Consider the following 8,449-nt stretch of genomic DNA (forward strand, 5'->3'; position numbering starts at 1 on the left):
GACTCGTTCACCAGGTTCAAAGACTCGTTGACGGAGCTAAAAGACTCGTTCACCAGGTTCAAAGACTCGTTGACGGAGCTAAAAGACTCGTTCACCATGTTCAAAGACTCGTTGACGGAGCTAAAAGACTGATTCACGAGGTTCAAAGACTCGACGACAAAAAATGTAGGGTGAACATCGCTAATTGCTAAATGTTGATTCTTGCAGAACTATTAATTAATCATTAACCATTTTTTTGAATGACTTCTATCTCTGATTCCTTTCAAACTTTACGCGATCGCCAACAGTGTGCTTTAATCCCCTTTATCACAGCAGGCGATCCTAACTTAGAAACCACTGCCGAAGCTTTACGTATCTTAGATCGCAATGGTGCTGACTTCATCGAGTTAGGCGTTCCCTACTCCGATCCTCTAGCAGATGGGCCTGTAATTCAAGCAGCAGCAACCCGCGCTTTGCAAAAAGGCACGAAATTAGAGCAAGTGCTAGAGATGTTGCACACAGAGATTCCTCGCCTAAAAGCGCCGATAATTCTATTTACTTACTACAATCCCATTTTGTACCGGGGTATTAAGTCATTTTTGGCGCAAATTTCTGCTGCTGGGGTGCAAGGATTGGTAGTACCAGACTTACCCTTAGAAGAAGCAGAAGAATTAATCCAAACTGCTGCATCTTTCGGAATTGAGGTAATTTTACTCGTAGCTCCTACCAGTTCTAGAGATAGAATTGAAGCGATCGCTCGTCAATCTCAGGGTTTTATCTACCTGGTAAGCGTTACAGGTGTTACAGGTGTCCGCGCTCAAATCCAAGACCGTGTAAAGTATTTAATTACAGATTTGCAAAGCATCACTGATAAACCCATTGGCGTTGGTTTTGGCATCTCAGGCCCAGAACAAGCGCATCAAGTAAGGGAATGGGGAGCAGATGCGGTGATTGTTGGTAGTGCCTTTGTTAAAAGGTTAGCTGAAGGTAGCCCGACAGAAGGATTGCAAGCCGTGGAAAAGCTTTGTCAAGAACTGAAAACAGCCATTACAGAAAGTCAGCGTGAAAGTCCATCTCTTCAAGAGGTGAGATAAATTCACCCGCAGACTTAGTAAATAGGGAATGGGGAATAGAGAGTAGAAAATTAGGATCAATTATTTCTCTTCCTTTTCTTCCTTCTCTCCTTCTCTCCTTCTCTTCCTTTGTGTCCTTTGCGCCCTTTGCGGTTCGTTAAAAAAAATTGACTTTGACAAACAGTTAACCCTTAACCCAAACGTATTGCCCTCCGAAGTTTCGATGCCTTCTCTGCAAGACGCTACACAAACGCCCCCCTGCTTCCATTAAGACAATGAAACTCCTGCCGAAATCCGTCAAAATATTAATTTATAGCCTACTTCTAGTTAGCGCCTGTGCGCTTACAGTCTTTGCCCACGATCGCACTGATCACAGACAATACGAATATCATTGGCATTACAATTTTCCAGGAAAACAGACTCACCAAGCTGTAAGAAAGAACGTAACTGACCTGACATCAGCAGAGAAAATAGCTTTCGTTAAAGCTATCAAAACCTTAAAAACGATAATTCCCGCAGGTAGCAAGCTCAGTATTTACGACCAATTCGTTGCCATACATCTAGGGGCAACACGCTTGATTCATAACCATAAAGGACATTCCGATGGTTCCGTTCACGAACTTGCTCATGAAAATGCCGCATTTTTCCCTTGGCATCGAGAATATATCCGCAGATTTGAACAAGCTTTGCAAGCAGTAGACCCAACTGTTAGCCTGCCATACTGGGATTGGACTGACGCCAAAGCACTTGATGTGATTTTTAACGATGACTTTCTTGGTTCTAACGGTCAAGGAGTAACCATCAAAATTCCAAATCAGGGGAATTTTACAGGCGGCCCAGTGCCTGGGGCTTTTGCTGCTGCAAATGGCTGGGTAATGAATCCAGCATTAAACATTGACCCAGATACCGGAACATCCTTAGGTACATCACTTGTACGCTTTCTGCGACTACCTCCTGCCAGTGATTACCCTTTACCCAAAAAAGATATTGAGCGTGTCCTTGCCCTTAATGATTATTCTCTATTTCGCCCTGCTTTGGAAGGATTTATCTCTATAGATGAGCAAGGTAAAGTCACGCCAGGAGGATTCATCCACAACTACATTCATGCCTTTGTCGGTGGGGTACAGATAAACGCGACTACGACACCCATAACGTTTAAGAGTCTGGGTACGATGAGCAATATACCAAGTTCGCCCTATGACCCAGTGTTTTGGTTGCATCATGCCAACGCAGACCGTCTCTGGGCTGAATGGCAAGACAACGGTCATAAAGGTAGCGATTTTTATCCTCCCGATGGTCATAGTCAGCCTTACGGACACAATCCTAAAGACCTAATGTGGCCTTGGGACGGCGGTCTGTCTAACCCGAAAGCTACGGCGTTAGGAGATTTACTATCGCTATTACCAAATTTTGACTCTGACGATTTGGTGCGCCCTATAGACGTTTTGAATCACAGAAAACTAGGCTATAGCTACAAAACCTCTGAAAAGAAAACGCAAAAAGAATCTTATCTCTGGGATAAGTTCTAAAAAGTTAGAACCAGACGCTTGGAACCCCGCCTCCATTCCTCTGCCCCACTCCTGAGAGGCTTTGATTCTTACTCCCCTTCCCTTGAAGAGAAGGGGTTGGGGGTTAGGTTTGAGAGAAAGTCGCACACAGCGTAACAACAATAAAAAATACTTGAACATCAAAGGATTTTGAACTATGGTAAGCATACAAGATATCAAAGCTGCGATTTCATCTCCGACCGTGCAACCTGACCTTTTAGGCAGGTTTGGAAAATTCGGCGGTAAATACGTCCCCGAGACCTTAATGCCTGCATTAAGTGAGTTAGAAACTGCGTTTCATCAATATCGCGATGAGCCAAGTTTCCAAGCAGAACTGCAAAACCTACTGCGGGATTATGTAGGACGACCCAGCCCATTATATTTTGCTGAACGCCTGACAACAAACTACGCTAGACCAGATGGCACGGGAGCGCAAATCTATTTAAAGCGTGAGGATTTAAATCATACAGGCGCTCACAAAATCAACAATGCTTTGGCTCAAGTGTTACTCGCTAAACGCATGGGCAAGAAGCGGATTATTGCAGAGACAGGTGCAGGTCAACATGGGGTTGCGACTGCAACTGTATGTGCGCGGTTTGGTTTGAAATGTGTGATTTACATGGGCGTCCAGGATATGGAACGTCAAGCCTTGAATGTGTTTCGGATGAAGTTGATGGGGGCAGAAGTTCAACCCGTGGAGGCAGGTACGGGAACTCTCAAGGATGCAACTTCTGAAGCAATCCGTGATTGGGTGACGAATGTGGAAACAACCCATTACATCCTGGGTTCTGTTGCAGGGCCCCATCCCTACCCGCTGATCGTGCGTGATTTCCATGCTGTAATTGGTGTAGAAACTCGCGCTCAGTCACAGGAGAAATGGGGAGGATTACCAGATATTCTCCTGGCTTGCGTGGGTGGAGGTTCCAATGCGATCGGCTTATTCAAAGAGTTTGTGCATGAACCTTCAGTTCGCCTAATTGGAGTAGAGGCGGCGGGTGAAGGTGTAGATACAGAAAAACACGCTGCTACCTTGACAAAAGGAAAAATAGGTGTGTTGCACGGTGCAATGAGCTATTTACTGCAAGATGATGATGGTCAAATTATCGAAGCCCATTCAATTAGTGCCGGATTGGATTATCCCGGTGTTGGCCCTGAGCATAGTTATTTAAAGGATCTTGGTCGCGCCGAATATTACAGCGTAACTGATAAGCAAGCCTTAGAAGCATTTCAAAGACTTTCGCAATTGGAAGGGATTATTCCAGCCTTAGAAACTGCTCATGCGATCGCATATCTAGAAACCCTTTGTCCTCAGTTAGAAGGCAGTCCCCGCATCGTCATCAATTGTTCTGGTAGAGGTGACAAGGATGTGCAAACCGTCGCAAAAATCCTGAATCACTAGTACGCTACGGCGTAGATAGAGCAACCATTTAAAATCCCCAAAGAGCTTATTCCATAATACTTTTGACTTTTGATTTTTGATTTTTGACTTCCGCCTTGCGGTACTAGTAGTCTGTCTTTTACTAATGCCCAATACCCAATACCCAATACTCAATACCCAATACCTAATGCCTAATGCCCAATGCCCAATGCCCATTACGAATATGATGGCTGTAATTCAAACTCCACCCGATAACATCTTCATCCTTCCTGAGTTCTACAACTGGCCAGCTTTATTGCAACAGTTGCTGAATCGGCAATCGTTGACGGTTTCCCAAGCTGCGGATCTGATGCAAGGTTGGCTGATAAATGCCATTCCTCATGTACTATCAGGAGCGATTTTAGCCGCAATTCAAGCCAAAGGCGTATCTGCCGAAGAATTAGTAGGCATGGCTAGCGTCTTACAATCCCAATCTTCTTCTACTACTCCTTACTCCCTCCCCACTCCCCTAATAGACACCTGTGGAACTGGTGGAGATGGAGCTTCAACCTTTAATATCTCCACTGCTGTGGCCTTTGTTGCCGCCGCCGCCGGGGTAAAAGTTGCCAAACATGGCAATCGTTCGGCATCTAGCAAAACTGGTTCTGCTGATGTGTTGGAAGCTTTGGGGATAAATCTCAACGCCACTCCTGAAAAAGTGCAAGCCGCAGTGGGCGAAGTCGGAATCACCTTTTTATTTGCTCCAGGCTGGCATCCTGCACTCAAGGCGATCGCTACTTTGCGAAAAACTTTGAAAGTGCGGACTGTTTTTAACTTGCTCGGCCCGCTAGTAAATCCCATGCGACCGACAGGGCAAATTATTGGTGTGAACGACCCGCTTTTACTAGAGGAAATTGTTCAAGCTTTATCCCAATTAGGATGTCAGCAAGCGATCGCACTTCACGGACGCGAACGTTTAGATGAAGCTGGTTTGGCAGATGCCACTGACTTGGCTGTACTCCAAGATAAAAAAGTGCGTTGTCTAACGCTCAATCCTCAAGAACTTGGTTTGAGTTTTGCACCAACTGCGGCTTTGCACGGTGGAGATGTCCCAGAAAATGCGGAAATCTTGAAGGCAGTTCTCCAAGGGAAAGGCACTCAAGCGCAGCAGGATGTAGTCGCTTTAAATACAGCCCTAGCGCTCCAAGTTGGTGAACCGATTGATGGGGAAACGGATGTTTTAGCAGGTTGTGTCAAAGGTATTGTCCTTGCCAAGAAAATTCTGCAAAGCGGTGCGGCTTGGACAAAACTAGAACAACTTGCTGAATTTTTGCGCTAATTGCTAACTGCTAAGAGCTACTAATAGCAATTCTCGTTTGGATGCACATGCTGTAAGGGCACAGCATTGCTGTGCCCCTACAAACGGAATGTATTACACCCAAAAACAAAAGGAAAAACAGATGATTATCATACTTAAGAGCGGTACGCCTGTTGAGGAAATCACTCGGATCAGCCAAGAACTGAGTGAGACTTGGGGAGTCACAGTAGAAAAAAGCGTTGGCACTCATAAAGTTGTGCTGGGGCTAATTGGTGATACTACTAGCATCGATAAATTACAGGTTCAGGAGTTCAGCCCTTGGATTGATCAAGTAGTACGGGTACAACAACCTTTCAAGCGGGTAAGTCGAGAATTCCGAGATGGACAAGCCAGCGAGGTCGTTGTACCTACACCTAACGGTGATGTCTATTTCGGCGAACACCATCCGATTGTAGTGGTAGCCGGGCCTTGCTCTGTTGAGAATGAAGCGATGATTGTCGAAACGGCAAAGCGGGTGAAAGCAGCAGGAGCACAGTTTCTCCGTGGCGGAGCCTACAAGCCTCGCACCTCACCTTATGCGTTTCAAGGTTATGGTGAAAGCGCTTTAGATTTATTAGCAGCAGCGCGTGAAGCTACCGGTTTGGGTATTGTCACAGAACTGATGGATGCCGCCGATTTATCAGCAGTGGGAAGAGTAGCTGACATAATCCAAATCGGAGCGCGGAATATGCACAACTTTTCATTGCTGAAAAAGGTAGGCGCTCAAGATAAACCAGTGCTGCTGAAGCGAGGCATGTCTGCCACAATTGACGAGTGGCTGATGGCGGCAGAATATATTTTGGCATCAGGAAATCCAAATGTAATTCTTTGTGAGCGGGGAATCAGAACCTTTGATGGCAAATATGCCCGCAATACTTTAGATTTATCGGTGCTTCCGGTGTTGCGATCGCTTACCCATTTACCAATTATGATTGATCCCAGTCATGGTACAGGTAGGTCTGAATATGTTCCATCTATGGCAATGGCTGCGATCGCAGCTGGTACAGATGCCTTGATGATTGAAGTTCACCCCAATCCAGCGAAGGCTTTATCTGATGGGCCCCAATCTCTCACCCCTGATAAATTTGACCGCTTATTTCAAGAAATGTCAATTCTGGGCAAAGTAGTTGATCGCTGGTCTACACCTACATTTGATAGCATTAATGACAACCGCATTCTTTTCACGTCAGAACTCTCAAAGTAGATAAAGCGTAATCTTAACCGATTTTTTGCAAACGGCTAAACCTGATCAACAGATTCTTTTCTTTAAAAAATCTGTTGATCAGTTTTTCTTAAACTACCCCACCCTGCTGACACTGAGGGCGGGGTTTTCACCTGGATTTCTCACAACTGAGAAATCCGGGCTATAAGGGTAGTGATTGCAGCGTCTGTAATGAATTTTATTATTGCTTCGTTTGTTGATATATTTGCGTTTGGATCATTTTTGGGTATTTGGTGTATTTACCCTACCCTGTATGGGTTTGAGGCTTATTTTTCCCTCATGAATGTTTAAGTCCCGTGAGGATAGTTTTACGTTAAATAATCTGAATTCTCATAACTTTTCAAACACCCTCTAAAGATTTGACAAATTTATCAAAAAATTATTCATTGCAGTATTATCTTTAATCAAAATACAATTTTATTACACACTTTATTCAATAAAATGTTCTATCTTTTAGTCTAAAAATATATAATATTTTGACGCATTTATCAAAAAAAATTCCATTGTAATTAAAAGTTAAATTATATATTATAAATGAAAGTAGCATTGAAAATTGATTATCTCTACTTTATAAGGTAATCAAAGAAACTAAAAGCTACTAACTAGTTTTGCTAATAAAAATACAACATAAAATTCATGATCAAGATTTAATCTTGTCCATTTTATGTTGCTATGCTAGCAAGATTTTTATTATAAGAATTAGGAGGATTAGTCCTGATGGCAGATTTGAATAGTAGTGGTACTGGGAACTCTTCTAGTAGCGGGAACGATGTGTTGAAAGATTCACCGTGGGGTCGCTTGAGTGAAGTTCTGCCTAAAGATAAAGGCCTTTCCGACCTATTCAGTGGTGTTGGTAAGGGAGAAGGTAGCGGTAGTTCACCATTTGGTGGTAGTGGTACTGGTACTGGTAGTAAGCCGGATTTAGCCTATGGTGGTAATCCTTTCGCTGGTGACAACTTTTCGAATATCTTTGCAGGCGGTAAAAATCCATCCGCAGGCGGTGCTAACCAGGGTAGTGCCACTGACCCTTTGACTGGTGTTGGCAGCAAGGGTAGTAGTATTAGCACAACTGAAATACCAGACGGATTAAGTATGAGGGGTACTATTGATAACCTAGTTAACTCAAGGCTTAAAGAGGCACAGGTTGGCAGCGGAATCCCGTCATCTAGTGGCGGCAAGCCACCATTTGGTGGTAGCGGTGCTGGTGGCGGCATCTCATCATTTAGCGGTGGCGGTGCTGATGGCGGCCTGCCACCATTAGGTGGTGGCGGTGCTGATGGCGGCCTGCCACCATTTGGCGGTGGCGGTGCTGATGGCGGCAAGCCACCATTTGGCGGTGGCGGTGCTGGTGGCGGCATCCCGTTCGGTTAGTAGCGACAGTCATTAGAATCTTTGAATGATGAGTCTTTCAGTACATACTATGCTAATTGACTATGTTATGCACTGAAACTCTTTTTTAGTAAGGACTTTAGGCAAGATTTTCTGTCAGAGTTACAGGAAAAATGATTAAAGCCTTTATTTAGAGAAATTTTGGGTTGAGCAAATTCATACTTGGCATAATATGTACTGAAGACCCTAAAAGTTTTTAACTAAAAATAGGAGAATTAGTAGCAATGGAAGCGTCTGCTGTCAATTCCATTAATGGTAAGGTTAATAGCTTTAGTGCCGCTGGCGATCGCAACCTGTATAGCAGTAGTTCCTTTGCTACCAATAGCAGTTTGTATACTCAAGGCAGTTTTTTGACGGGTGGTAGTAACCCCTTAGCTAGTAACAGTGCCATTACAGGTGGCGGTAGCAACCCCTTTGCTGGTAACAGCGCCATTCCAGGTGGCGGTGTCAACCCCTTTGCTGGTAACAGTGCCATTCCAGGTGGCGGTGTCAACCCCTTTGCTGGTAACAGTGCCATTCCAGGTG

The 8,449-nt window shown here is 44.4% G+C and carries 7 protein-coding genes; all 7 read left to right on the plus strand.

What is annotated here, in order from left to right; genetic code table 11:
* Positions 1 to 239 precede the first annotated feature (239 nt).
* Positions 240 to 1,073, plus strand: coding sequence for a tryptophan synthase subunit alpha (gene trpA / locus Q0541_RS28160; RefSeq protein WP_298919083.1), 834 nt, complete (start codon positions 240 to 242; stop codon positions 1,071 to 1,073).
* 254 nt (positions 1,074 to 1,327) lie between these two features.
* Positions 1,328 to 2,581: a tyrosinase family protein gene (locus Q0541_RS28165; protein WP_298919087.1), complete on the plus strand. Its 1,254-nt coding sequence runs from the start codon at positions 1,328 to 1,330 to the stop codon at positions 2,579 to 2,581.
* A gap of 175 nt (positions 2,582 to 2,756) precedes the next feature.
* Positions 2,757 to 3,998 (plus strand): tryptophan synthase subunit beta, encoded by a 1,242-nt coding sequence (trpB, locus tag Q0541_RS28170; protein WP_298919091.1) that lies wholly within the window; start codon positions 2,757 to 2,759, stop codon positions 3,996 to 3,998.
* Positions 3,999 to 4,200: 202 nt separating this feature from the next.
* Positions 4,201 to 5,295 (plus strand): anthranilate phosphoribosyltransferase, encoded by a 1,095-nt coding sequence (gene trpD / locus Q0541_RS28175; RefSeq protein WP_298919103.1) that lies wholly within the window; start codon positions 4,201 to 4,203, stop codon positions 5,293 to 5,295.
* Positions 5,296 to 5,416: 121 nt separating this feature from the next.
* Positions 5,417 to 6,517: a 3-deoxy-7-phosphoheptulonate synthase gene (gene aroF, locus Q0541_RS28180; protein ID WP_298919094.1), complete on the plus strand. Its 1,101-nt coding sequence runs from the start codon at positions 5,417 to 5,419 to the stop codon at positions 6,515 to 6,517.
* 735 nt (positions 6,518 to 7,252) lie between these two features.
* Positions 7,253 to 7,906, plus strand: a complete 654-nt coding sequence (locus Q0541_RS28185) for a hypothetical protein (RefSeq protein ID WP_298919097.1) — start codon at positions 7,253 to 7,255, stop codon at positions 7,904 to 7,906.
* A 242-nt stretch (positions 7,907 to 8,148) separates the two neighbouring features.
* The coding region (locus Q0541_RS28190) for a hypothetical protein (protein ID WP_298919100.1) at positions 8,149 to 8,449 on the plus strand (301 nt) is incomplete at its 3' end.

The organism is uncultured Nostoc sp. (assembly GCF_937863485.1).
Classification (GTDB): Bacteria; Cyanobacteriota; Cyanobacteriia; order Cyanobacteriales; family Nostocaceae; genus Nostoc.

Excerpts from the sequence above, each read along its gene's own strand:
- trpA (WP_298919083.1), top strand. The coding sequence starts at position 240 with ATGACTTCTATCTCTGATTCCTTTCAAACTTTACGCGATCGCCAACAG.
- Q0541_RS28165 (WP_298919087.1), top strand. The coding sequence starts at position 1,328 with ATGAAACTCCTGCCGAAATCCGTCAAAATATTAATTTATAGCCTACTT.
- trpB (WP_298919091.1), top strand. The coding sequence starts at position 2,757 with ATGGTAAGCATACAAGATATCAAAGCTGCGATTTCATCTCCGACCGTG.
- trpD (WP_298919103.1), top strand. The coding sequence starts at position 4,201 with ATGATGGCTGTAATTCAAACTCCACCCGATAACATCTTCATCCTTCCT.
- aroF (WP_298919094.1), top strand. The coding sequence starts at position 5,417 with ATGATTATCATACTTAAGAGCGGTACGCCTGTTGAGGAAATCACTCGG.
- Q0541_RS28185 (WP_298919097.1), top strand. The coding sequence starts at position 7,253 with ATGGCAGATTTGAATAGTAGTGGTACTGGGAACTCTTCTAGTAGCGGG.